This is a genomic window from Streptomyces triticisoli (genome assembly GCF_003270085.1).
Lineage (GTDB): Bacteria > Actinomycetota > Actinomycetes > Streptomycetales > Streptomycetaceae > Streptomyces > Streptomyces triticisoli.
Map to the genome: position 1 here is coordinate 1 of NZ_QFDQ01000161.1, position 22,225 is coordinate 22,225.

Annotated in this window: 21 protein-coding genes, 1 tRNA gene and 1 pseudogene; 15 read left to right on the forward strand and 8 right to left on the reverse strand. The window is 71.4% G+C overall.

The window, feature by feature from the left end; genetic code table 11:
* From DEP02_RS21565 to DEP02_RS21585, 5 genes and pseudogenes are all read left to right on the forward strand, one after another.
* A pseudogene (locus tag DEP02_RS21565) lies at positions 1 to 749 on the forward strand (dTMP kinase); the annotation flags it as partial.
* 104 nt (positions 750 to 853) lie between these two features.
* On the forward strand, positions 854 to 2,059 hold the full coding sequence (locus DEP02_RS21570) for a DNA polymerase III subunit delta' (RefSeq protein ID WP_112469333.1): 1,206 nt from the start codon (positions 854 to 856) through the stop codon (positions 2,057 to 2,059).
* A 95-nt stretch (positions 2,060 to 2,154) separates the two neighbouring features.
* The gene (locus DEP02_RS21575; RefSeq protein ID WP_112469334.1) at positions 2,155 to 3,765 is read left to right on the forward strand and encodes an alpha/beta hydrolase; all 1,611 of its coding nucleotides are present in this window, start codon (positions 2,155 to 2,157) and stop codon (positions 3,763 to 3,765) included.
* Positions 3,766 to 3,866: 101 nt separating this feature from the next.
* A tRNA-Thr gene (locus tag DEP02_RS21580) sits at positions 3,867 to 3,943 on the forward strand.
* Positions 3,944 to 4,076: 133 nt separating this feature from the next.
* Complete coding sequence (locus DEP02_RS21585) at positions 4,077 to 5,234, forward strand: hypothetical protein (RefSeq protein WP_232839223.1); 1,158 nt, start codon at positions 4,077 to 4,079, stop codon at positions 5,232 to 5,234.
* A gap of 118 nt (positions 5,235 to 5,352) precedes the next feature.
* On the opposite strand, the gene DEP02_RS21590 is transcribed toward DEP02_RS21585, so the two are convergent.
* Both DEP02_RS21590 and DEP02_RS21595 read right to left on the reverse strand, forming a co-directional pair.
* The gene (locus tag DEP02_RS21590; RefSeq protein WP_112469335.1) at positions 5,353 to 6,174 is read right to left on the reverse strand and encodes an ABC transporter permease; all 822 of its coding nucleotides are present in this window, start codon (positions 6,172 to 6,174) and stop codon (positions 5,353 to 5,355) included.
* Positions 6,171 to 7,208: an ATP-binding cassette domain-containing protein gene (locus DEP02_RS21595; protein WP_112469336.1), complete on the reverse strand. Its 1,038-nt coding sequence runs from the start codon at positions 7,206 to 7,208 to the stop codon at positions 6,171 to 6,173. Before DEP02_RS21595 ends, DEP02_RS21590 begins: the two co-directional genes overlap by 4 nt.
* A 194-nt stretch (positions 7,209 to 7,402) precedes the next feature.
* On the opposite strand from DEP02_RS21595, the gene DEP02_RS21600 reads away from it, so the two are divergent.
* Positions 7,403 to 8,539 (forward strand): DUF5954 family protein, encoded by a 1,137-nt coding sequence (locus DEP02_RS21600; protein WP_112469337.1) that lies wholly within the window; start codon positions 7,403 to 7,405, stop codon positions 8,537 to 8,539.
* Between the two features lie 87 nt (positions 8,540 to 8,626).
* On the opposite strand, the gene DEP02_RS21605 is transcribed toward DEP02_RS21600, so the two are convergent.
* From DEP02_RS21605 to DEP02_RS21615, 3 genes are all read right to left on the reverse strand, one after another.
* Complete coding sequence (locus DEP02_RS21605; RefSeq protein WP_112469338.1) at positions 8,627 to 9,586, reverse strand: D-2-hydroxyacid dehydrogenase family protein; 960 nt, start codon at positions 9,584 to 9,586, stop codon at positions 8,627 to 8,629.
* A gap of 107 nt (positions 9,587 to 9,693) precedes the next feature.
* A complete protein-coding gene (locus DEP02_RS21610) occupies positions 9,694 to 11,406 on the reverse strand; it encodes a bifunctional 3'-5' exonuclease/DNA polymerase (RefSeq protein WP_112469339.1) in 1,713 nt (570 codons plus the stop codon).
* Between the two features lie 77 nt (positions 11,407 to 11,483).
* Positions 11,484 to 12,242: a Clp protease N-terminal domain-containing protein gene (locus tag DEP02_RS21615; protein ID WP_112469340.1), complete on the reverse strand. Its 759-nt coding sequence runs from the start codon at positions 12,240 to 12,242 to the stop codon at positions 11,484 to 11,486.
* Positions 12,243 to 12,368: 126 nt separating this feature from the next.
* Here DEP02_RS21615 and DEP02_RS21620 point away from each other — a divergent pair, with 126 nt between their 5' ends.
* Positions 12,369 to 13,481, forward strand: a complete 1,113-nt coding sequence (locus DEP02_RS21620; protein ID WP_112469341.1) for a DUF2786 domain-containing protein — start codon at positions 12,369 to 12,371, stop codon at positions 13,479 to 13,481.
* Positions 13,482 to 13,561: 80 nt separating this feature from the next.
* Here the strand turns inward: DEP02_RS21620 and DEP02_RS21625 are convergent, their stop codons facing one another.
* Entirely contained in the window at positions 13,562 to 14,101 is a 540-nt protein-coding gene (locus tag DEP02_RS21625; protein WP_112469342.1) for a DUF4232 domain-containing protein, read from the reverse strand.
* 631 nt (positions 14,102 to 14,732) lie between these two features.
* Here DEP02_RS21625 and DEP02_RS21640 point away from each other — a divergent pair.
* Complete coding sequence (locus tag DEP02_RS21640) at positions 14,733 to 15,002, forward strand: DUF397 domain-containing protein (RefSeq protein ID WP_112469345.1); 270 nt, start codon at positions 14,733 to 14,735, stop codon at positions 15,000 to 15,002.
* Positions 15,003 to 15,094: 92 nt separating this feature from the next.
* Here the strand turns inward: DEP02_RS21640 and DEP02_RS21645 are convergent, their stop codons facing one another.
* Complete coding sequence (locus DEP02_RS21645) at positions 15,095 to 15,625, reverse strand: ATP-binding protein (protein ID WP_112469346.1); 531 nt, start codon at positions 15,623 to 15,625, stop codon at positions 15,095 to 15,097.
* Positions 15,626 to 15,978: 353 nt separating this feature from the next.
* Here DEP02_RS21645 and DEP02_RS21655 point away from each other — a divergent pair, with 353 nt between their 5' ends.
* The 6 genes from DEP02_RS21655 (at position 15,979) to DEP02_RS21680 (ending at position 20,653) form a co-directional block, all read left to right on the forward strand.
* A complete protein-coding gene (locus DEP02_RS21655; protein WP_500299665.1) occupies positions 15,979 to 16,815 on the forward strand; it encodes a Sco1979 family transcriptional regulator in 837 nt (278 codons plus the stop codon).
* 213 nt (positions 16,816 to 17,028) lie between these two features.
* Entirely contained in the window at positions 17,029 to 18,489 is a 1,461-nt protein-coding gene (locus tag DEP02_RS21660; RefSeq protein WP_112469348.1) for an aldehyde dehydrogenase family protein, read from the forward strand.
* A 48-nt stretch (positions 18,490 to 18,537) separates the two neighbouring features.
* Entirely contained in the window at positions 18,538 to 18,801 is a 264-nt protein-coding gene (locus DEP02_RS21665; protein WP_112469349.1) for a type II toxin-antitoxin system prevent-host-death family antitoxin, read from the forward strand.
* The gene (locus DEP02_RS21670; RefSeq protein ID WP_112469350.1) at positions 18,798 to 19,049 is read left to right on the forward strand and encodes a type II toxin-antitoxin system RelE family toxin; all 252 of its coding nucleotides are present in this window, start codon (positions 18,798 to 18,800) and stop codon (positions 19,047 to 19,049) included. Before DEP02_RS21665 ends, DEP02_RS21670 begins: the two co-directional genes overlap by 4 nt.
* A gap of 89 nt (positions 19,050 to 19,138) precedes the next feature.
* Positions 19,139 to 19,780, forward strand: a complete 642-nt coding sequence (locus DEP02_RS21675; protein WP_112469351.1) for a PadR family transcriptional regulator — start codon at positions 19,139 to 19,141, stop codon at positions 19,778 to 19,780.
* A gap of 111 nt (positions 19,781 to 19,891) precedes the next feature.
* Positions 19,892 to 20,653 (forward strand): MerR family transcriptional regulator, encoded by a 762-nt coding sequence (locus DEP02_RS21680; protein WP_112469352.1) that lies wholly within the window; start codon positions 19,892 to 19,894, stop codon positions 20,651 to 20,653.
* Between the two features lie 15 nt (positions 20,654 to 20,668).
* Here the strand turns inward: DEP02_RS21680 and DEP02_RS21685 are convergent, their stop codons facing one another.
* The gene (locus DEP02_RS21685; protein ID WP_112469353.1) at positions 20,669 to 21,034 is read right to left on the reverse strand and encodes a YbjQ family protein; all 366 of its coding nucleotides are present in this window, start codon (positions 21,032 to 21,034) and stop codon (positions 20,669 to 20,671) included.
* A 165-nt stretch (positions 21,035 to 21,199) separates the two neighbouring features.
* On the opposite strand from DEP02_RS21685, the gene DEP02_RS21690 reads away from it, so the two are divergent.
* Positions 21,200 to 22,198 carry a DedA family protein gene (locus DEP02_RS21690; RefSeq protein WP_438947789.1) on the forward strand — a complete coding sequence of 333 codons (999 nt, stop codon included), beginning with the start codon at positions 21,200 to 21,202 and terminating at the stop codon, positions 22,196 to 22,198.
* Positions 22,199 to 22,225 lie beyond the last annotated feature (27 nt).

Sequence of the window (22,225 nt, forward strand, 5' to 3'; positions counted from 1 at the left end):
CGGAGCAGGCGGCGGCCACCGCGCAGGCGGGCCCGCGCCGGTCCACGGCCCCCGCGGCCGCTGCGGTGCCGCCGGAGGCGGTGACCGTGCCGACACCGGTGGTGACGCCGACGAACGCGTCGGGCGGGCCGGCGGACGAGACGGCGGTGCTGCCTCCGGTGCGGGAACCTTCGGGCGAGGGCTCGGGCGACAACTCCCGCGGGGCGTCCCGGGGATCCGGGAGGCGAGGGTCGCGGGCGGTCGGGCAGTCCGGGGAGTCCGAGTCCGAGGTGACCGCGAAGCTGCCGCAGCCGCCGGTTCCGCCGGGGGCAGCGGACGAGACGGCGGTGCTGCCGCCGGTTCCGCCGGGGGCGGCTGACGAGACCGCCGTGCTGCCGCCGGTCCGGCCGGGGGCGGCCGACGAGACCGCCGTGCTGCCGCCCGTGGGCTCCGGCGGGGCGGCCGCCGATGAGACGGCTGTCCTGCCTCCCGTACGGGACGACGACCCCGCGGACCGGGTTCCGCCCGGCTTCTTCCGGGACGAGCCGTCCCCGGCCGCCCGGCCCGACGAGGGCGAGGACCGCACGCGGGAGCTGCCCCGGGTGGACGCCGAGAGCGCCGCCCGGCGACGGCCGCGGCCGGACTGGGCCGAGGCGACCCCGCTCGACGACCTGCCGACGCTGGCGGACGAACTGCTGGGGCCGCGCGAGGACGACGGGGAGCCCGACGACGGTCGGGACGACGGCTGGGGACGCGGCCGACGGCGCTGAGCCCCATGACGGGGGACGGGCGGAGGCCGCCCGCCCCCGTTGTCAGTGGCACCCCGCACAATGGATCTCGCACCACGAACCATGACGAAAGGGCGGCGTGACCCATGAGCGTGTGGGACGACCTCGTCGGGCAGGAGAAGGTCAGCGAGCAACTGGGCGCCGCTGCCCGGGACGCCGACGCCCTGGTCACCGCGGCCGCCGCCGACACGCCGCCGCCGGAGGCGTCGAGGATGACGCATGCGTGGCTGTTCACGGGACCGCCCGGCGCGGGGATCACACAGACGGCGCGCGCCTTCGCCGCCGCGCTGCAGTGCGTGAGCCCCGACCGCGCCCTCGGCGGAGCCCCCGGCTGCGGCTTCTGCGACGGCTGTCATACGACGCTGGTCGGCACCCACGCGGACGTCACCACGGTGGCGGCCGTCGGCACACAGATCCTGGCCGACGACATGCGGGACACCGTCCGCAAGTCGTTCACCTCCCCGGCGACCGGCCGCTGGCAGGTGATCCTCGTCGAGGACGCCGAGCGGCTGAACGAGAAGTCCGCCAACGCCGTCCTGAAGGCCGTCGAGGAACCGGCCCCGCGCACGGTCTGGCTGCTGTGCGCCCCCTCGATCGAGGACGTCCTGCCCACGATCCGCTCCCGCTGCCGCCACGTGAACCTGCGCACACCGTCGGTGGACGCCGTGGCCGACATGCTCGTACGCCGCGAGGGCGTCGAACCCGGTGTCGCGGCCGCCGCCGCCCGCGCCACCCAGGGCCACGTCGACCGGGCCCGCCGCCTGGCCACCGACCCGGCCGCGCGCGAACGCCGTGCCACCGTCCTGAAGCTCCCGCTGCGCCTCGACGAGATCGGGGGCTGCCTCAAGGCGGCCCAGGAGCTGGTCGACGCGGCGGCGGACGACGCCAAGTCGCTCGCCGAGGAGGTGGACGCCAAGGAGACCGAGGAACTGAAGGCGGCGCTGGGCGCGGCGCAGGGCGGCCGGCTGCCCCGGGGGACGGCGGGCGTGATGAAGGACCTGGAGGACAGGCAGAAGCGCCGCCGCACCCGCACCCAGCGCGACAGCCTCGACCTCGCCCTGACCGACCTCACCGGCTTCTACCGCGACGTCCTGGCCCTCCAGTTCGGCTCCCGTGCGGCGATCGCCAACGCGGACGTCGAGGACACCCTGGAGCGGATCGCCCGAGACAGCTCCCCGGAGTCGACCCTGCGCCGCATAGAGGCGATCGCCGCCTGCCACGACGCCCTGAACCGCAACGTGGCCCCGCTCCTGGCGGTGGAGGCGATGACGATGGCCCTGAGAGCGGGCTGACGAGGACGGCGTCACCGGGGCCGCCGACGTCACTCGTACGAGGCATATCGGGCACGCAAAGCACTCAGCTGATCGCTGAGCGTTACTCTCGCTTGATGCACATCAGGCGCGCCCTCCGTCCGAACCACCCTCCGAGCAGCCGTGTCCGCCGCACCCGCAAGGGCGGCACCCTCCTGGCGGCCGCCGCGCTGCTGCTGGCCTCGGCCTGCTCCTCCGGAGATGAGTCGCACCGGACCGCCCCCGCGGTGCAGGCGGTGCTGGCGCCGCTGCCGTCGTCCACGCCGTCCGCCCTGTCGCCGTACTACGGGCAGAAGCCGACCTGGCGGAGCTGCGGGGTGCCCGGCTTCGAGTGCGCCACGATGAAGGCACCGCTCGACTACGAACGGCCCGGCGCGGGCGACGTCCGGCTGGCCGTCGCGCGCAAGAAGGCGACCGGCCCGGGCAAGCGCCTCGGCTCCCTCCTGGTGAACCCGGGTGGGCCGGGCGGCTCGGCCATCGCCTTTCTGCAGCAGTTCGCCGGTGCCGGCTACCCGGCGCAGGTCCGTGCCCGCTACGACATGGTCGCGATGGACCCGCGCGGTGTCGCCCGCAGCGAGCCGGTCCAGTGCCTGGACGACCGGGCCATGGACACGCACACGCAGACGGACGTCACACCTGACGACCGCAGGGAGACGGACGCGCTTGTCGACGCGCACCGCAAGTTCGCGGAGGGCTGCGGCGCCCGCGCCCCCCGTCTGCTCCGGCACGTCTCCACCGCCGAGGCGGCCCGGGACATGGACATCCTGCGGGCGGTGCTCGGCGACAGCAGGCTGAACTACGTGGGCGCGTCGTACGGGACGTTCCTCGGGGCGACGTACGCCGGCTTGTTCCCGGGCCGGGTGGGCCGCCTCGTCCTGGACGGCGCGATGGACCCGGCCCTGTCCTCGTACCGGATGAACCTGGACCAGACGGCGGGCTTCGAGACGGCGTTCCAGTCGTTCGCGAAGGACTGCGTACGGCAGAGCGACTGCCCGCTCGGCGGCCGGGGCACGACGCTGCGGCAGGTCGGCGACCGCCTCGCGGCCTTCTTCCGCAAGCTCGACGCCCACCCGATCCCCGCCGGCGACGCGGACGGCCGCCGCCTCGGCGAGACGCTGGCCACCACCGGGGTGATCGCGGCGATGTACGACAAGTCGGCCTGGCCGCGGCTGCGCGAGGCGCTGACCTCGGCGATGAAGGAGAACAACGGCGCCGGCCTGCTCGTGTTGTCCGACAGCTACTACGAACGCGACGCCGACGGCCGCTACAGCAACCTGATGTACGCCAACGCCGCCGTGAACTGCCTGGACCTCCCACCGGCCTTCGCCACCCGCGAGCAGGTGGAGAAGTCCCTCCCCACCTTCGAAAAGGCCTCCCCGGTCTTCGGCCGCGGCCTCGCCTGGGCCTCCCTGAACTGCGCGTACTGGCCGGTCAAGCCCATCGCCGAGCCGCACCGCATCGAGGCCAGGGGTGCCGCCCCCATCGTGGTCGTCGGCACCACCCGCGACCCGGCCACCCCCTACCGCTGGGCCCAGTCCCTCTCCCGCCAGCTCTCCTCGGCCCGCCTCCTCACCTACGACGGCGACGGCCACACCGCCTACGGCCGCGGCAGCAGCTGCGTCGACTCCGCGATCAACACCTACCTCCTGGACGGCACCCCACCCCCGAACGGCAAGCGCTGCGCCTGACCCACGCACCCCGCCCGGGGAGCCCCGGGGCGCGTACGAAGCACCCCGGGAAACTGTGTAGACTTACCGACGTTGCCGATCGCACCATGGTGCGACAGCACGCCGCTTTAGCTCAGATGGCCAGAGCAACGCACTCGTAATGCGTAGGTCTCGGGTTCGAATCCCGAAAGCGGCTCCAGGGAACCCCAGGTCAGGTATGTGCTGACCTGGGGTTTGACGTATGGCCGTGATCTGTGTGTGATCAGAGCCCCGTAGTCTCCGCCCGAACAGGGGAAGCGTGGTAGGCGCGCACTGAAGGCGGGGGACGGTACGTGACGTATGGGCGCGCGGCGATACCAGCGCTGGTCGGGGGGCTGCTGGTCACAGTGCTTCTGTGGTGGGCGGGGGCGAGTGTGCACGCGCTTCATCTGCAGGGCGCCGTCGACGTGCTCGGCGGTCAGGCCGCCGCCGAGCTCGGACGCTGGCTCATGCCCTGGTCGTACGACCCTCCGACCTCGGTCCGGCTCGGCACCGACGTGTCCGGGGCCGACAGCACCCGGTACCTCGCGCTTTACCACACCGCGATGCAGATCCGGTTCGGCGCGGTCTTCGTCTTTTTCGTGCCCGGGGCGCTGCTCCTGGTCCGCAGGCTGCCGCCGGTGCACGGCCGGCTGACCGCCACGCTGCTCGCGGTGTGGGCCTGGGGTCTGGTGGCCGGGACCCTGGCGGTGACCGTGTCCGCGCCTTGGCTGATCGCCTCGCATGGGCACGGCAGTTACCGTTTCCTGCCCCAGCTGGCGAGTGTGATCTCGTCCGGGCGGCAGATTGTGGTGGTGGCCGCGCTGGTCGCGGCGGTGGGGACGGTGCTCGTGGCGCGGGTGACCGCGAAGGGCGCCGACGTGCCGGTGCGGGAGGCCACGCCGGAGCGCGCCGCCCGCCTGGCCGCCGCCGTGGGGACCGCGGTCGTCGCGGTGTCCTTGGTGGTCCTCTCGCACCAGTCGGTCGCCGCCCGCATCCAGACGTTCTCCCCGCACGACGGGCTGTTCTCAGAACCGGGCGAGCTCCTGCGCCAGTGGCTGCTGCTCGGCGCCTGGACGGGGCCGACGGGTGTCCCGCTCGACGACTGGCTCCTGTACCGGACCGCCGAGGTGCTGCTGCTCGCCGTCGTGTGGTGGGCGCTGCGGCGGCTGCCCGTGCTGCTGACCCGAGCCACCGTCCCGGCGATGGCGGTCGGCGCGGTGTGCGCGACCGTCCTCGGGCTGCTGGCGAGCCAGTTGCTGAGGATGGCCATGGGCGGGACGGGTCTGCGCTGGGGGGTGCTCCACCTGTCCGCCGGCCTCGGTGACGGCGTCCCGGCCGCACTGACCTTCGGCCTGGTGGCGGGAGCCGCGGCTGCCGTGACGCTGCGGTTGGCCGTGGGCCGTACCGAGACGGCCGGCGCCACGGCGTCCGTCCAGCGCTCCGCCCGCTCCCCGGAGCAGAAGGAGTAGAACCCCGGTTCGTCCTGCGCCGCGTGTGCGGCGGAGCCGTCACCAACGGCACATCGGTGTCCAGCCGGCGGCTTTCGCCCTTGGGATCGGCAGCGGGGTCCGACAGCTGAAGCGGGTTCTAATGGCTGAGTCCGGTGAACCGGCGCAGGGCCAGCGGGAAGAAGACCGCCAGCAGGGCCAGCGGGCAGAGTACGGCGGCCCAGACGTGGCCGGGTTCGCCGCCGACGCCGCTGGTCAGGTCCCGTACCGCCGTCGCCGTCCGGGACAAGGGGTTCCACTGGACCACCGTGCCCAGCCAGTCCGGCATGGACCGGGGGGTCGCGATGGCGTTGGACAGGAAACCGACCGGCCAGACCAGGATCTGCACGGCCTGCACGAGTTCAGGTTTCCCCGCCACCAGCGCCAGGTGGATGCCGATCCACAGCATCGCGAACCGGAACAGCAGCAACAGCCCCACGGCGCCCAGGAACCCACCCGCCGTCGTGTGCGTCCGCCAGCCGATCGCGTACCCGGCACCGATCATCACGGCGAGGCTCAACGCCGACTGCAGCATGTCCGCCGCCGAACGGCCCACCAGGACCGCGCCGTTGGCCATCGGCATGGACCGGAACCGGTCGATCACGCCCTTGTTGAGGTCCCGGGTGACGGCGATCACCGTGCTCTCCAGGCCGAAGGCCATGGTCAGCGCGAGGGTTCCGGGCACCAGATAGTCGATGTAGTCGCCGTCGACGTCCCGGCCGCCGCCGATCAGATAGCCGAACATCAGCAGGATCATCACGGGGAAGACCACGCCGACGGCCACCTGTACCGGCTGCCGCCCCCAGTGGGCGAGTTCCCGCCGGGTCATGGTCCAGAAGTCGCTCAGGGCGAGGACGACGCTGTTGCCGCCGTCTCCCTCGCGCACCGCGTCCGTCGTGCTCGCTGTGCTCACCGTGCTCATACGACCTCCCCGGCCCGAGCCGCGTCCTGTGCCGCCGTCTGCTGCGCTGCCGTTTCCTGTGCCGCCGCTTCCTGTGCTGCCGCCTTCTGTGCCGCCGTCTCCGTGGAGCGTCCTGTCAGGTGCAGGAACACCTCGTCCAGGGTGGGCCTGCGCAGCGCGATGTCCTCCGCCTCGATGCCCGCCGCCTCCAGGGCCCGTACGACCTGGGTGAGGGCGCTCATCCGGTTGGTGACCGGAGCGCTGAACAGCCGGCGGTCGGTGTCCACCGAGACGTTCTCGGCGGCGAACGGCAGCAGGGCCACCGCGGCGCCCAGCCGGCCCGAGTCGCGCAGGACGACGTCGATGCGGTCGCCGCCGGTGCGGGCCTTCAGCTCGTCGGCGGTGCCGTCGGCGATGACCCGCCCCCGGTCGACCACCGAGATGCGGTCGGCGAGCTGGTCGGCCTCCTCCAGGTACTGGGTGGTGAGCAGCACGGTGGTGCCGCCGCCGACCAGGGAGCGCACCGAGGCCCACACCTCGGCCCGGCCGCGCGGGTCGAGCCCGGTGGTCGGCTCGTCCAGGAACAGCACCTCCGGCTCGGTGATCAGCGAGGCTGCGAGGTCGAGCCGGCGCCGCATGCCGCCGCTGTACCGCTTGACCTGTTTGCCGCCGGTGTCCGTGAGGCCGAAGCGGTCCAGCAGTTCGTCGGCCCGGACGCGGGCACGCCGGGCGCCGAGGTGGTGGAGCCGCCCGAACATCTCCAGGTTCTGCCGGCCGCCGAGCTCCTCGTCGAGCGCGGCGTGCTGGCCGAGCAGACCGATGCGGCCACGCACCCGGGCGGCCTGCCGCAGGACGTCGCATCCGGCCACCTGCACGCGGCCCGCGTCCGGCCGCAGCAGGGTGGTCAGTATCCGTACGGCCGTGGTCTTGCCCGAGCCGTTCGGACCGAGCAGACCGTGCACGGTGCCGCGTCCCACCCGCAGGTTCAACCCGTCCAGGGCGGCCTTCTCCCCGTACCGCTTCCGTACGTCCTCGACGACGATCGCGTCGGTCATGCGTCTCCTCCGGCCCATGTAGTCAAACTTGACTTCTCGCGGTGAAAGTAACGCCCCTCCTGGGGGTAGTCAAGCTTGACTAGTTGACGAACGCAGGGTCGACGTGTCATGCCGAAGGGGCGGTGGATCAAGCGAGCCGGGCTGGTTTTCTGGTTCCTCGGCGTCGCTGTCGCGGCTTCGGGCACAGTGAGTACATGACTGGTTACGCGGATCGAGTGCCCGCCTACCTCAGTTTCAGGGTCGCCCCGACCGAAGGGCCCATCGCGGCCCTTGCCGACCAGGAAGCGTGGCAGGCGCGAGAGCTCTACCCCGAGCTGTTGGGGGTGGGGCTGCCGGAGTTCTTCTACGCGCGGGAACGTGACGCCGGCGGCTGGGAGCTGTTGGGCAGGTGCGGCGACTCCGAACCCCAGGGGGCCAGGGACTCCTTGGGGTCGCACTTCCGTCTGCGTGCCCAGGAGGCCGAGAAGGCCGGTGACGCGGAGGGACAGAAGACGTGGATGGCGGCGGCGTTGCGGATGGACCGGGAGGTGATCGACGAGATCCGGGTCCGTGGAGAGCGGTTCCGCATCGTGCGTGCGTCGAAGTTCATCCGTATGGGGCGCAGCGGGCCGGAACCGCCCCGCCCCTCCGACCCCGACCCGGGCGAGGTGGGCGAGGCGTACCGACTGCCGTCCCGGACGGAGGGGTTCGTCGTCGATCCGTACGTCAGCACGGGGCTGTCCGACGGCATCCTGAAGCTGGATCTCGTACGGTTCGTCGGGTCCGCCCCCGGAGCGCCGGCCCAGGCGCGGGAGGACGCGGTGCGCGCCGTCGAGAGGTTCCCGGGCGGTGTGCTGCTGCCGGCGGCTTTCATGATCTCCGAGCGGGAGGACGGGGAGTGGAAGGCGCACAACCCCGGGACGTCGGACACCACGCCGCAGGCAGCGCGTGACGCTCTGGCCGCCTGGCTGCGGGTGATGGCGCCGTTCACCCTGCGACTGTCGGACGAGAAGCGGGCGGAGTACGCACGGGCCGCCGACGGGCTGGACGAGAAGCGCGGCAACAGCCTGAGCGTGGACGGGCGCCGGTTCCGCATCACGCGACTCGAGCGGCTGATCCGTATCGGGCCCGACGGTCCGGAGGGTCCCCGGCCCAGTGACTTCGACTCGCAGCCTCCGGTGGAGGTCCACACCCAACAACTGAAGGAACAGGGACTGTGGCAGGACGGGGACGAGGACGAGCCGGTCGAACTCGACGAACGTGCCCGGGAGCTCAAGGCCCTGTGGGACCAGGAGGAGGCTCGCCGCGCGGCAGTCAGGGAGCGCAAGGCGGGTGGTGAGAAGCGCATCTGAACAGGTTGTCGGGCGGGTCCGTCGGATGATCGGCTTGCTCGAAACGTACGGGCCGCTCGGCGGCCCCGTTGTGCGGACAGTCGTGCGTCAGCCGAGGAGGCGGATCGGGCTTCCGGCCAGGTACGCCTCGATGGCCTCCACCGCCTGGCCGTAGTAGCGCTCGTAGTTGGCCTGGGAGACATAGCCCAGGTGGGGGGTGGCCAGGAGGCGGGGGGCCGTGCGCATCGGGTGGTTCGGCGGGAGCGGTTCGGTGTCGAAGACGTCCACGGCCGCGCCGGCGATGCGGGCCTCGTGCAGGGCGGTGAGCAGGGCGTCCTGGTCCACGATCGCGGCGCGGGAGGTGTTGATCAGGTAGGCCGTCGGCTTCAGGAGGGCCAGTTCGGCGGCGCCGAGCAGGCCGCGGGTGCGGTCGCCCAGGGCCAGGTGGATCGAGACGAAGTCGGCGGTCGACAGCAGGTCCTCCTTGGAGGGGGCCAGTTCCACGCCCACCTGGTCCGCCCGCTCCTTCGTGAGGTTCTGGCTCCACGCCGTGACCCGCATGCCGAAGGCCAGGCCCACCTGCGCCACCCGACTGCCGATCTTGCCGAGGCCGAGCAGGCCCAGGCGGCGGCCGTACAGGTCGGCGCCCACGGTGGACTGCCAGGGGCCGCCGGACCGCAGGGCGTTGTTCTCCGCCACGATGCCGCGGGCCAGGCCCAGGAGCAGGGCCCAGGTCAGTTCGACCGGCGGGGTCGTGGAGCTCTCCGTGCCGCACACGGTCACGCCGTTCGTCCGTGCGGCGGCGTAGTCGATCACCGAGTTGCGCATACCGGAGGCGACCAGCAGCTTCAGGCGGGGGAGGCGGTTCAGGAGCGGGGCGGGGAAGGGGACCCGTTCGCGCAGGGTGACCACGATGTCGACATCGGCGAGTGCCGCGGCCAGTTCGTCCTCCGTGGCGAAGTGTTCGGTGTACGTGACCACGTCCACTCTGTCGCCCAGCGGCGTCCAGTCGGCGACGGTGGTCGCGACGCCCTGAAAGTCGTCGAGTACGGCGCAGCGCAGTCGCATGTCGGTTCTCCCTGCGGGGTCGTTGTTCCACTCGTCCGGAGATCTTGGCGTATGCGGAGCGGCCGGCGTGGTCCGGCCCGGTCGCCGGCTGTCCGAAGGAGGAGCGTTCACTTCGCGTCCGCGTAGCACTCCACCACCGCCGTCGTGAACGGGAACCGCACCGGGGTGTCGCCGAACGTCAGCCGCCCCGCCAGCTCCGCCGTCTGCCGGATCGCCTCGACGACCGTGTCGGCCTCCTCCTCAGGGCAGTGCACGATCACCTCGTCGTGCTGGAAGAAGACCAGCTCGGCCGCCATGTCCCGGCAGGTGCGGCGCAGCGCGGCGAGCAGCAGCAGGGCCCAGTCGGCGGCGCTGCCCTGGACGACGAAGTTGCGGGCGAAGCGGCCGCGGGCGCGGGAGTCGGTGGAGGCGTAGCCCGGTATCCAGCCGTCGGCCGCGGACGTACCGCCGTCGGCCGCGGGCGGTACGGCCGGGTCGTCCTGGGGGAGACCCGCCTCCTCGGCCGCGTCCTCCCGCCTCCCGGCCGGCGGTGGACAGGTGCGGCCCAGCCAGGTGCGTACGAGTCTGCCCTCCTCACCGGCCCGCGCCGCGTCGTCGACGTAGGCCACCGCCTTCGGGAAGCGGCGTCTGAGGGCGGCGAGATGCTTCAGGCCGTCGCCGGAGGTCTGGCCGTAGACCGCGCCGAGCACGGCGAGTTTCGCCTGGGCGCGGTCGCCGGAGAAGGCACGGTCGGAGACGGACTGGTAGAGGTCGGTCCCCCGGCCGGCCACCTCCATCAGACCGGGATCGCGGGAGACGGCCGCCAGCACGCGCGGCTCCATCTGGTCGGCGTCGGCGACGACCAGCCGCCAGCCGGGGTCCGCCACGACGGCCCGGCGGATGACCCTGGGGATCTGCAGCGCGCCCCCGCCATGGGTCACCCAGCGGCCGGTGACCGTGCCGCCCGCCAGGAACTCCGGCCGGAAGCGCCCCTCCCGCACCCAGTCCTGCAGCCAGGACCAGCCGTGGGCGACCCAGATCCGGTACAGCTTCTTGTACTCCAGCAGGGGCTTCACGGCCGGATGGTCGACGGACTGGATCTCCCAGCGGCGGGTGGACTTGACCTTGATCCCGGCCCGGGCGAAGGCCTTGAGCACGTCGGCGGGCAGGTCGGGCCGGACCCGGTGGCCGAAGGCGGCGGACACCTCGTCGGTGAGCTCGGCCAGGCGGCGGGGTCCGCCGCCGCCCGCGTACCGCTCGCCGAGCAGTTCGCGCAGCACCTCGCGGTGCACGTCCGCGCGCCAGGGCAGGCCCGCCCGGTTCATCTCGGCCGCCACCAGCGTGCCCGCCGACTCGGCGGCGGTCAGCAGACGCATACGGTCGGGATGCTCGGCTCGCGCGTGACGCCGCTGCTGCTCGGCGTAGACCGCGAGCAGGTCCTCCAGCGGCAGACGGACGGCCTGGGGTTCGAAGAGCGGGGACTGCGCGCCCGGCTCGGCGGACCGGTGCGGTGGGTCCGGTGGTACGGGACCGCCGCGCAGACGGGCCAGGGCGGCGGCCGCCGAGCGGGGTTCGCCGTACCGCCCCTCGTGGCCGAGGAGGAGTGTCTCGGCGTCCTCGATGTCGTAGCACCGCTCCACCCGCACGCCCGCGGCGAGCAGGCGTGGGTAGACCTCGGTGGTGGACCGCCACACCCACCGCGTGACGTCCGGTCTGCCGCGGACCGCCGCGACCAGGTCCGGCTCCCGGCGCACCGGGCCGGCGGGCAGCCCGTCCCGGCCGAGGGGGGCGACTTCGACGCCACCGTCCTCGGCCGGTGCCAGAGCCCACCGGTCGGTCATGTCTGTGAGTGTCGCAGGCGGCTCTGACAATGGCTCCGGCCTGCGGGTTCAGCCGGAGGGCGGGGCGGCCGGGGCGGTCAGCCCTCCCTCCTGTCCTTTTCCTCCTGTTCCTGCTGCGCGCGGTCCTTCAGCAGCTCCGCCAGGACCGCCACGACGTACTCCTCGGTGCGTGCCTTGTCCAGGCCGAGGCCGCTCAGGACGCCCTGGCCGTTCTCCAGCTCCAGCAGGGCCAGCAGGATGTGTTCGGTGCCGATGTAGTTGTGGCTGAGGCGCAGGGCCTCGCGGAAGGTGAGCTCCAGGGCCTTCTTGGCGGCCGGGCCGTACGGGACGAGCTCGGGAGCGTCGGCGGAGGCGGGCGGCAGCGCGGCGGTCGCGGCCTCGCGGACCGTGTCCAGGGAGACGCCCTGGTCGCCGATGGCCATGGCGGCCAGGGACTCCGGGTCGCTGAGCAGGCCGAGGACGAGGTGGGCGGGCGTGCCCTCGGAGCTCCTGGCCGCCTTGGCCTCCTCGTGGGCGGCCATGACGACCTTGCGCGCGCGTGGCGTGTAGCGGCTGAAGCCCTGGCTGGGGTCGAGGTCGGCGGACTCCTTGGGCACGAACCGCTTCTGTGCGGCCTGCCGGGTGACGCCCATGCTCTTGCCGATGTCGGTCCAGGAGGCGCCGGAGCGCCGTGCCTGGTCGACGAAGTGGCCGATGAGGTGGTCCGCCACCTCGTCGAGGTGCTCGGCGGCGAGTACGGCGTCCTGGAGCTGGTCGAGGGGCTCTTGATGGACTTTCTTGATGGCCGAGATGAGGTCGTCCAGACGGACGCTCGACCTGATGGCGGGGTTCGTCATGCGTCAACCGTAGGTTGACATAGAGGTAAGCGTCAACCGCGAGTTGACGGCCGGTCGGGGCGGATGTCTGTCCACAGCCTGTGGACAGACATCCGCCCCGCCGTACGGCCATGGCACGATCGAGGCGTGACCGCCCCCAGTACCGTCGACCGTGCGTTCGACGCCGCCCTGTACGCCTCGTCCGACGACGCCCTCGACACCGGCGCCTCCCTGCTGGCGTCCGACCCCGCGGTGGACGCCGAACTCGCCCGGCGCGGGCAGGAGTTGGTCGCAGCGGCGTGGCGGCGCGGCTGGCAGCCCGCCGATGTCGTACGGATCGTGCGGCGGGAGCTGGACGACGTCCACGTACGGCTGCTGGCGGCGCTCGTCCGTGCGCAGGCGGGGGACGACCGGCCGCGCGGCCCGCGCTGGGCCGCCCAGCTCGACGAGCTGACCACCGAGCAACCGACCCGCACCGACCGCTTCTCGTACGCCACCGCCGTCCTGGAGCTGTACCGCCTGCTGCTGCGACTGCCCCCGCTCGAACCCCTGGACGAGCCGGCGCACGAGCCCGCGCACGCGCCCCGGCCCGAGTCCCGCATGCTGACCCGGATCCGGGCGCTGCTCGCCAAGGCGGAGGCGACCGGCTTCCCGGAGGAGGCGGAGGCACTGAGCACGAAGGCGCAGGAGCTGATGGCACGGCACAGCATCGACGAGGCGCTGCTCGCCGCCCGCGCCCCGTCGCCCGACGCCCCGGACGCCTGCCGCATCGGTGTCGAACCGCCGTACGAACAGGCCAAGGCGGTGCTGCTGGACGCGGTCGCCACGGCGAACCACTGCCGGGCCGTGTGGAACGAACCCCTCGGCTTCTCCACGGTCGTCGGCTTCGCGGCCGACCTGGAGGCGGTCGAACTGCTCTACGCCTCGCTGCTGGTCCAGGCCACGAGCGCGATGACCGGAGCGGAGGCGGAACAACGCGCCGGCGGGCGCAGGCGCACCAAGACCTTCCGGCAGTCCTTCCTCGCCGCCTACGCCCACCGCATCGGCACCCGCCTCGCGGCCACCGCCGAGGCCCAGGTCACCGAGGAGCTGCTCCCCGTCCTGGCGAGCCGGGACGTCGCGGTCACCGACCGCCTGGAAAGCATGTTCCCGGAGACGACCACCACCCGCCTGCGCGGCGTGAGCGACGCGGCCGGCTGGACGGAGGGCGCCCAAGCGGCGGACCGGGCCGAGGTGAAGGCACGCCCACGGCTGCGCTGAGGCCTTGTCCGCCGGGGTTCGGCGGAGCCGTCAGGACCCCGCCGTCGGCCCCGCCGCGGCCGGCCCGGCCCCCGCCGCCGTCAGTCCCCCGCCTGCTGGAAGGCCGTCACCGACGCGTCCGGGTCGTCCGCGTCCCTCTTGCCCTGCACCGGGCCGTAGGACCACGTGAAGTCCTCCAGGTTGTCGGCGTCTCCGGGCAGGCTGAGCTTCAGCGACGTCGCGGCGAGGCTCTTCGCGTCGCCCTCCTTGCCCCGCACGTACGTGAGCGTGAAGGACGCCGTGCCGCCCTTGGCGAGGGTGAGCTTCTCCGGCTCGGCGGTCCGGTCCTCCGGGACGGTCGCCGTGGTGCCGGCGGCGAACAGCATGACGCCGGGGAAACCCTTCAGGGTGCACTGGGCGCCCCGGTTGGTGAGAGTGACGGGTACGTTGCCCGTGTCCCCGGCGGCGGGTGCGGCGTTGGCGGGGCCGACCTGCACCTTGACGTCGCCGATCCGGCAGGCCGAGCTGTCGGCGTTCTTGCTGCCGGAGTCCTTGCCCCCGGAGTCGCTGCCGCCGCTGTCGCAGGCGGTGAGGAGAAGGGCTGCGGCAAGGGCGGTGACGGTGATCGGAAGGGCGCGCATGTAGTGGTTCCTCGGGTCGTGGCGGTGTCCTCGTGGGGGTGTCCAAGGATCATCACGTACGAGCGTGCGGCACGGTTGCCCGCCCCGCCGTCGGCCTCCGCGAACGTCGGGCGGCCGGGCTCGCCGTGGGCAGGTCCGACGGTAGTGCCGGACCCTCCTGGCGGGTGTACGTCTCCTCGCCGGGACCACCCTCGCGGGTAGCCCGGAGCGTGGTTCTGTTGACGGACTCCACCGTGCCCGTCGTAGGGGCCCTGCACGTGCCGGGGTGGGTCATGTACGTGCCGGCGCCGGTCCGGCCGGCCCCGTTCACCAGACGCTCACACATGTGTGGGAACACGAGGGCCGCGGTACGCGTCCTTTTCTGGTGCACGAGGGATTCGATCCGGACGATCCGGCGCGGATGCCGACGCGAAAGGTCATGGACGGGGAATGACGCTCGCATGCCCTGCAGGAGTCGGGGCAGACGCTCCAACGGTTTCGGCAGAGCGGAACACCCATGCTGTAACCGTCGAACCACTCCTCGTGCACGTGCATCTGCTCATGCATATGCAGGTGAACAAGGTTATGATCCGGTTCAGTTGACCGATGCATCAATGGCCACACCAGCCAGTGCACCACCGGGGAGCGACCTGTGGACCACGACGTTGAGGGCGGGTACGGGGGGTTCGACGTGTACAACGGCATGGCGGCCACGCGACTGTGCGGGGTGGTCTGGCAGAAGAGTCGGCACAGCAACTCGCAGGGCTCCTGTGTGGAGTTCGCGCGGCTGCCTGGCGGAGAGGTGGCCGTGCGCAACTCCCGTTTCCCGGACGGTCCCGCCCTCGTCTACACGCGCGCGGAGATAGAGGCGATGCTGCTGGGTGTCAAGGACGGCGAGTTCGACCACCTGATCGCGGGATGACGCCCCTCAAGCCCGCCGACAATTCCGGGCAATGGGTGCACAGCGCACAGTGACGCGCGTAGAGCCGTGGCGTCGTGGAGCGCCGCGGTCCGTCAGTCGGCGGGCCGCAGCCGGAACAGCGCCCAGACCACCTTGCCGTGCAGGGCACCCGCCAGTGGGTGCCAGCCCCAGCTGTCGCTGAAGGAGTCGACGAGGAACAGGCCGCGGCCCGACTCCGCCGAGAAGTCGTCCGTCTCGCGGGCGACCGGGCTCTCCCGGCTGGGGTCGCGCACCGCGCACACCAGCCGCTTGGTCCAGCGCAGCAGGTGCAGGCGCACGTGCGGGCTCGTGTCGTGCAGAAGCGTGGCCGGCGCCGGAACGTGACAGGCGGCCCGCAGTCCCTCGTCGGCGGGGTGGTGCCGGTCGAGGGGCAGCCCGTGCCGCAGGGCGTTGGTGACCAGCTCGGAAACCACCAGGCAGACGTCGTCGAACCGGTCGCTCAGCCCCCACTCGTCGAGCGTCGCGCGGGTGAACCGCCGTGCCTCGCGCACCGCTTCGTAACGGGCGGGCAGAGCGCAGGAGGCGGCGCTGGACACGGCCGCGGGGTCCAACGGCGGAAGGCCCTGCCGTAACGGCTCGAGCATGGTCGATTCATTCGTCCCCATGCGAGGCACTCCCGGGAGTTCGCGGTCGTTGCGATGCGGCGGTGGTGCGGGACCATGGTTTCGGATGCGTACAGCAGATGCAAGGGCAGATGCACGTGCACGTGACCGGATTGGGTCGCCCCGTACCGCTTGTTGGCCATTTTTTTCCGCCAGCTTCTTGCCCGCCGTTCGCCTTCTTCCCGCCCCTCGCCGCCGTCGCCTGTCCGGATCCCCCGGCCTCTTTCCGTTTCCGTAACCGCGCGAGTACAGATCGGAGTGTTTTAGTGGCAGACTGCGGCCCCTGAAGACGGTTGGGGAGGCTGACGAACGTGAGCGCGGGAGAGCCTGGATCGGTGGTGCGGCGCATGCTGCTCGGCTCGCAACTCAGGCGACTGCGTGAATCCCGGGGGATCACACGCGAGGCGGCCGGGTACTCGATCCGCGCCTCGGAATCGAAGATCAGCCGGATGGAGTTGGGCCGGGTGAGCTTCAAGACCCGAGACGTGGAAGACCTGTTGACCCTGTACGGCATCACGGACGAGACGGAGCGCACCTCACTGCTCTCCCTCGCCAAGGAGGCCAACGTCGCGGGCTGGTGGCACAGTTACTCCGACGTCCTGCCCAGCTGGTTCCCCACCTATGTGGGGCTGGAGGGCGCGGCGTCGCTGATCCGTGTCTACGAGGTGCAGTTCGTGCACGGGCTGCTGCAGACCGAGGCGTACGCCCGCGCGGTCGTCCGCCGCGGCATGCGGGACGCGAGCGAGGCCGATGTGGAGCGACGGGTGGCGCTGCGGCTGGAGCGGCAGAAGTACCTCGTCTCCGAGAACCCGCCCGACCTGCACATCGTCCTGGACGAGGCCGCCCTGCGCCGCCCCTACGGCGACCGCGAGGTGATGCGCGGCCAGCTGCAGCACCTGATCGAGATCTCCGAGCGGCCCAACGTACGGCTGCAGATCATGCCGTTCAGCTTCGGCGGGCACGCCGGCGAGTCCGGGGCCTTCACGGTCCTCAGCTTCCCGGAGTCCGACCTGTCGGACGTGGTCTACCTGGAGCAGCTCACCAGCGCCCTCTACCTGGACAAACGCGAGGACGTCGCCCAGTACGAGAAGGTGCTCGAGGAGCTGCAGCACGACAGCCCCGGTCCGGACGAGAGCCGCGACCTGCTGCGCGGGCTGCTGCAGCTGTCGTAGGGAATCCGCTGCCGTAGGGAACTCGCCGTCATGGGGAACTCGCCGTCATGGGGAACCCGTCGTCATGGGGATTCCGGCCGAAAGCCGTTTCCGGCCCCAACTTCTTTCGCTCGCAAGTACGATGACACGCGATCAGACCGACAAGAAGTGATCGGGAGTTGATCGGGCCCCGACTGCTTCGACCACCTCGGCAGCAGGGGATTGAGGGATCAGATGCCGTCCTACTTCACCGACCTGGCCCAGCAGTACATCGACGGCGAGTGGCGACCGGGCAGCGGCTCCTGGGACATCATCGACTTCAACCCGTACGACGGCGAGAAGCTGGCCTCGATCACCATCGCCACGGTCGACGAGGTGGATCAGGCCTACCGGAGCGCGGCACGCGCCCAGAAGGAGTGGGCGACCACCAACCCCTACGCCCGCCGGGCCGTCCTGGAGAAGGCGCTGCGCCTGGTCGAGGAGCGGGAACGGGAGATCACCGAGGCGATCATCGCCGAGCTCGGCGGCACACACCTGAAGGCCGGTTTCGAGCTGCATCTCGCCAAGGAGTTCCTGCGCGAGTCGGTCCACCTGGCGCTGCGTCCCGAGGGGAAGATCCTGCCGTCCCCGGTCGACGGCAAGGAGAACCGCGTCTACCGCGTCCCGGTCGGTGTCGTGGGCGTGATCAGCCCCTTCAACTTCCCCTTCCTGCTGTCCCTGAAGTCCGTCGCCCCGGCCCTCGCCCTCGGCAACGGCGTGGTGCTCAAGCCGCACCAGGACACGCCGGTCACCGGCGGCACCCTGATCGCGAAGATCTTCGAGGACGCGGGGCTGCCCGCCGGTCTGCTCAACGTCGTCGTCACGGACATAGCCGAGATCGGCGACGCCTTCCTGGAGCACCCGGTCCCGAGGGTCATCTCCTTCACCGGTTCCGACAAGGTCGGCCGGCACGTCGCCACCGTCTGCGCCTCCCACTTCAAGCGCTCGGTGCTGGAGCTCGGCGGCAACAGCGCGATCGTCGTCCTCGACGACGCCGACCTGGACTACGCGGTCGACGCGGCCGTCTTCAGCCGGTACGTCCATCAGGGCCAGGCCTGCATGGCCGCGAACCGCGTCCTGGTCGACCGCTCGGTCGCCGGGGAGTTCACCGAGAAGTTCGTCGCCAAGGTGAAGTCGCTGAAGGTCGGCGACCCGAACGACCCGCGGACCGTCGTCGGACCGGTGATCAACTCCACCCAGGCGAACGCCCTTTCGGGCGTCGTCGAGCAGGCTCTCGCCGAGGGCGCCACGGCCCTGGTGCGCGGCGGTACCACCGACAACCTCGTCGAGCCGTCCGTCCTGACGGACGTGCCCGCCGGCTCCTCCCTGCTCCGGCAGGAGGTCTTCGGTCCGGTCGCCTTCGTCGTCCCGTTCGACGGCGAGGAGGAGGCGGTCCGGATCGTCAACGACACCCCGTACGGGCTCAGCGGCGCCGTCCACACGGCGGACGTGGAGCGAGGTGTCGCCTTCGCGAAGCAGATCGACACCGGCATGTTCCACGTGAACGACGGCACCGTCCACGACGAGCCGCTGGTCCCCTTCGGCGGTGAGAAGCACTCCGGCGTCGGCCGCCTGAACGGCGAGACGACCGTGGACGCCTTCACCACGGTCAAGTGGATCTCGGTACAGCACGGGCGGAGCGGCTTCCCGTTCTAGTTTTCTGGTTCCTCCGGAGAGACATGCATCCAGCTGCACACTGGATGCATGTCTGCTACGTATCCGATCGCGGAGGCGCGGGGCAAGCTCGGCGAGCTCGCCCGTCGGGCCGCCCAGCATGAACACATCACGCTGACCGACCGTGGCGTACCGGCCGCCGTGCTCATCTCCCCGGCCGAGCTGGAAGACCTCGAGGACGCCCTCGCGCTGGCCCGCCTGGAGCGCGACCGCGCTCTCGGACGGGCAGAGACTCCGATCCCGCACGACGAGGCGCGCCTGGCGCTGCTCAAGGCAGCGGGGAAGGGCGAGTGACCTGGCAGGTCGTGTGGGAACCGGCGGCTCTCGACGCTGCCGCCGGGCACCTCAAGGACGACCCGCCCAGCGTCGAAGCGCTGCTGCGGGCCACCGACCGGCTCGCGGAGAACGAGCGACCTGACGGGTCCCGCGCCTGGGGTACCCGGCATCGGCGCCTTCATTACGGTACGTGGCGCGTTCCGTACCGTCTGGATCCGGAGGCGCGCACGATCCACATCGAACACGTTGGCCGGACCGGCGCTTGACCCTGTCGGGGTCCGGAGGCCGGGAGGACCGCGCTCGAACTGGTGGCCCTGGCGCAGGCCGGCTGAGCGGCGGCCATAACCTGGAGCGCATGTCAGCGATCCGTCTGCTGGTGCTGGGCGCCGTCCGTCAGCACGGGCGGGCCCACGGCTACCAGGTGCGAGGCGACCTGGAGTACTGGGGCGCGCACGAGTGGTCCAACGCCAAACCCGGCTCGATCTACCACGCCCTGAAACAGATGGCCAGGCAGGGGCTGCTGCACGCGCACGAGACCGCCCCCTCCACGGCCGGCGGCCCGCCCCGCACCGAGTACGAGATCACCGACGCGGGCACCGCGGAGTACTTCCGGCGGCTGCGGGAGGCCCTGGTCGCCTACGACCAGAAGATGGACATCCAGTCCGCGGCCATCGGCTTCCTCGTCGACCTGCCGAGGGCCGAGGCGATCGCCCTGCTCAGGGAGCGGATCCGGCGGATCGAGCAGTGGCGGACCGCCGTCACCGAGAACTACGTCCCCGAGGACGGCCCCGAACAGCTCGGCCACATCGGCGAGATCATGAACCTCTGGCTCCACCGGGCCGACTCCGACGCCACCTGGACCCGGGGCCTGATCGAACGCCTCGAACGCGGCGCCTACACCTTCGCCGGCGAGGGCGAGCCGTTCGTCGGCGTCCTGGCCGAGGGCGAGGAGAACCCGTACGCGACGGGCGAGCGGCATCCGGAGGACGACCGCTGAGCGTGCCGCACAGCCGCTGATGGAAGCCGCGCAGCCCCCGGAGGGAAACCGGCTTGCACCTCACGCGACGTAAGGCCCCACCGTGGAGCGCGTACCGAGAAAGGAGCGGAAGTGGGCTACTCCGTGGGACAGGTCGCCGGTTTCGCCGGAGTGACGGTGCGCACACTGCACCACTACGACGACATCGGCCTGCTCGCCCCGGGCGAGCGCAGCCACGCGGGCCACCGGCGCTACAGCGACGCCGACCTCGACCGGCTGCAGCAGATCCTGTTCTACCGGGAGCTCGGCTTCCCGCTCGAGGAGGTCGCGGCCCTGCTCGACGACCCGGAGGCAGACCCGCGCGCGCACCTGCGCCGCCGGCACGAACTGCTGACCGCCCGGATCGAGAAGCTGCAGAAGATGGCGGCGGCCGTCGAACACGCCATGGAGGCACGCAACATGGGCATCAACCTCACGCCCGAGGAGAAGTTCGAGGTGTTCGGAGACTTCGACCCGGACCAGTACGAGGACGAGGCGCGCGACCGCTGGGGCGGCACCGACGCCTACCGGCAGTCCCGGCAGCGGACCGCGTCCTACACCAAGGACGACTGGAAACGCCTCACCGAGGAGTTCGACGCCCTCCACCGGCGCATGGCCGACCTGCTGGCCGCCGGCACACCGGCCGGCTCCGAGGAGGCCATGGACACGGCGGAGGAACACCGGCGGTTCATCACGCGCGCGTACTACGACTGCGCGCACGAGACGCACACCTGCCTGGGTGAGATGTACGTCACCGACCCGCGCTTCACCCGGACGTACGAGGAGATCCGCCCCGGTCTGGCGGGCTATCTGCGCGACGCGATCGTCGCCAACGCGGCCCGGCACACCTCCTGACCCCCTGGCCCGGGATCACTCCCGGGCCAGGACCACCGCCGTGCCGTACGCGCACACCTCCGTGCCCACGTCCGCGGCCTCGGTCACGTCGAAGCGGAAGGCGAGCACCGCGTTGGCGCCACGCGCGCGTGCCTGCTCGACGAGCCGCTCCATGGCCTGGTTGCGGGTCTGCACCAGCGTCTTGGTGAGCCCCTTCAGCTCACCGCCGATCATCGACTTCAGGCCCGCGCCGATCTGGCTGCCCAGGTGCCGGGACCTGACCGTCAGTCCGAAGACCTCGCCGATGACCTTCTCCACCCGGTGGCCGGGTACGTCGTTCGTCGTCACGACCAGCACGTCCGACTGGGGCCACTGGCCGCCGCCGTAATCCTCGATGCTCATGCTGCACAGCTTGGCGTGAGCGGGCCCGCGGCGCACCCCCTTGGGCCGAGTGGAACCCAGGGTGTACAGCTTGCGTTGGTAGGTTTGTGCGGCAGTGCACCGAGGCCGTGCCTCGGCGCTTCGATGCGCCGTATCTCCCCACCCCGTCAGGAGTCCGGAACCGTGATGACGCTTGCCCTCGGCCCAAGCTGGCTGGATCCGAACTACCTGCTCAACAGCTTTGGACTCTGGGGCCTGCTCCTCATCGTCTTCGCCGAGTCCGGTCTCCTCATCGGCTTCTTCCTGCCGGGCGACTCGCTGCTGTTCACCACCGGTCTGCTGGTCACGTCGGGTCAGCTGCGCTACCCCCTGTGGCTGGTGATCGTCCTCATCTGTGTGGCCGCGATCGTCGGCGACCAGGTGGGCTACATGTTCGGCAAGAAGGTCGGCCCGGCGCTCTTCACCCGCCCCGACTCCCGCCTGTTCAAGCAGGAGAACGTCGCCAAGGCGCACGAGTTCTTCGAGAAGCACGGCCCCAAGTCCCTGGTCCTGGCCCGCTTCGTGCCCATCGTGCGCACGTTCACGCCGATCATCGCGGGCGTCAGCGGCATGCGGTACCGCTCGTTCGTGATCTTCAACATCGTCGGCGGCATCGTGTGGGGCGCGGGCGTGACCCTCCTCGGCTCCTGGCTGGGGAACATCCCCTTCGTCAAGGAGAACATCGAGGCGATCCTCATCCTGATCGTCTTCCTCTCGGTGGTCCCGATCATCATCGAGTTCCTGCGCGCCCGCTCCCAGAAGAAGAAGAATGCCGAGGAGCCGGCCGCGCAGGAACTCTCCGCCCCGTCTCAGCAGCAGTACCAGCAGCAGGCGTACCAGCAGCCGGTCATGGACGACGCCACGACCCGCCTGCGCCGCATCGAGCCGCCGTACCAGTACGGCAACCAGAACCAGCCGCAGCAGTACCCCCAGCAGCCGTACGGCGACCAGCAGGGCCCCTACGACCAGCAGGGCTACGGCCAACAGGGCCACTACGGCCAACAGGACCACTACGGTCAGCAGGGTTACGACCAGCAGGATTACGACCAGCAGGGTTACGGCCGGCAGGATCACTACGGCCGGCAGGGTTATTACGACCAGAACCCGCAGCACCCGGACACCAGCGGCCACCACCGCGCCCCCTGAGGGAACCCGAGGGAGTTCCCGGGCGCT

What these genes read in the sequence shown, in the direction of transcription:
- DEP02_RS21590 (WP_112469335.1), bottom strand. Translation starts at nt 6,174, where the DNA reads ATGAGCACGGTGAGCACAGCGAGCACGACGGACGCGGTGCGCGAGGGA.
- DEP02_RS21610 (WP_112469339.1), bottom strand. Translation starts at nt 11,406, where the DNA reads ATGACCGACCGGTGGGCTCTGGCACCGGCCGAGGACGGTGGCGTCGAA.
- DEP02_RS21665 (WP_112469349.1), top strand. Translation starts at nt 18,538, where the DNA reads ATGTCTGCTACGTATCCGATCGCGGAGGCGCGGGGCAAGCTCGGCGAG.
- DEP02_RS21605 (WP_112469338.1), bottom strand. Translation starts at nt 9,586, where the DNA reads ATGCGACTGCGCTGCGCCGTACTCGACGACTTTCAGGGCGTCGCGACC.
- DEP02_RS21660 (WP_112469348.1), top strand. Translation starts at nt 17,029, where the DNA reads ATGCCGTCCTACTTCACCGACCTGGCCCAGCAGTACATCGACGGCGAG.
- DEP02_RS21625 (WP_112469342.1), bottom strand. Translation starts at nt 14,101, where the DNA reads ATGCGCGCCCTTCCGATCACCGTCACCGCCCTTGCCGCAGCCCTTCTC.
- DEP02_RS21685 (WP_112469353.1), bottom strand. Translation starts at nt 21,034, where the DNA reads ATGAGCATCGAGGATTACGGCGGCGGCCAGTGGCCCCAGTCGGACGTG.
- DEP02_RS21600 (WP_112469337.1), top strand. Translation starts at nt 7,403, where the DNA reads ATGACTGGTTACGCGGATCGAGTGCCCGCCTACCTCAGTTTCAGGGTC.
- DEP02_RS21575 (WP_112469334.1), top strand. Translation starts at nt 2,155, where the DNA reads ATGCACATCAGGCGCGCCCTCCGTCCGAACCACCCTCCGAGCAGCCGT.
- DEP02_RS21615 (WP_112469340.1), bottom strand. Translation starts at nt 12,242, where the DNA reads ATGACGAACCCCGCCATCAGGTCGAGCGTCCGTCTGGACGACCTCATC.
- DEP02_RS21690 (WP_438947789.1), top strand. Translation starts at nt 21,200, where the DNA reads ATGACGCTTGCCCTCGGCCCAAGCTGGCTGGATCCGAACTACCTGCTC.
- DEP02_RS21595 (WP_112469336.1), bottom strand. Translation starts at nt 7,208, where the DNA reads ATGACCGACGCGATCGTCGTCGAGGACGTACGGAAGCGGTACGGGGAG.
- DEP02_RS21570 (WP_112469333.1), top strand. Translation starts at nt 854, where the DNA reads ATGAGCGTGTGGGACGACCTCGTCGGGCAGGAGAAGGTCAGCGAGCAA.
- DEP02_RS21645 (WP_112469346.1), bottom strand. Translation starts at nt 15,625, where the DNA reads ATGCTCGAGCCGTTACGGCAGGGCCTTCCGCCGTTGGACCCCGCGGCC.
- DEP02_RS21675 (WP_112469351.1), top strand. Translation starts at nt 19,139, where the DNA reads ATGTCAGCGATCCGTCTGCTGGTGCTGGGCGCCGTCCGTCAGCACGGG.